Raw genomic sequence first — 645 nt, forward strand, 5'->3', positions numbered from 1 at the left:
CTGGAAGGTAGAGTCAGACTCTACAACCCAAATTTCTGTGAGATGTTCCGTATCGACCCTGAAGAAAAGAACATCAACCATATAGCAGACTTTCTAAAAGAAACAGAAACCCTCATCAGCGAGCCAAACTCACTGACAGCCGAGTTTAAATTCAGCCTCGAGACTCCCAAAGAGCAGCGTCTGTGTGAAATAAAAACACTAAAGGGTCGAACTATTGAGGCATATTCCAACCCCCAGACGAAAAACAACTCTGGCGAGATTATTGGCCTGGCTTGGAGCTTTAGGGATATCAGCGAACTAAAACTCAAAGAAGAGGAAGCCCGTCACCGAGCTTATCATGACTTGCTTACTGGCCTACCTAACCGCAGGCTTCTATCAAACAGGCTCGATACCGCCCTGACTTCGGCAAGTCAAAACAAAGACCAGACGATTGTCCTGTTTATCGACCTTGATGGATTTAAAGATGTAAATGACTCTCTGGGACACGGTGTTGGCGATGCACTACTCAAGGCCATAACTCTGCGCCTTGAAGCCGAGCTGCCCCCTCACACACTACTATCTAGACATGGTGGTGACGAATTCATTGCAGTGATGGAAAAACAAGATGGCACAGATAATGCCAAACAATTTGCACAAGCAATTGTT

1 protein-coding gene is annotated in these 645 nt (G+C 45.9%); it reads left to right on the plus strand.

The window, feature by feature from the left end; all coding sequences use genetic code 11:
• Positions 1-645: sensor domain-containing diguanylate cyclase (locus tag A3763_RS00180; RefSeq protein ID WP_156494772.1), on the plus strand; the 645-nt coding region annotated here is incomplete at both ends.

Source organism: Oleiphilus sp. HI0128 (assembly GCF_001635365.1).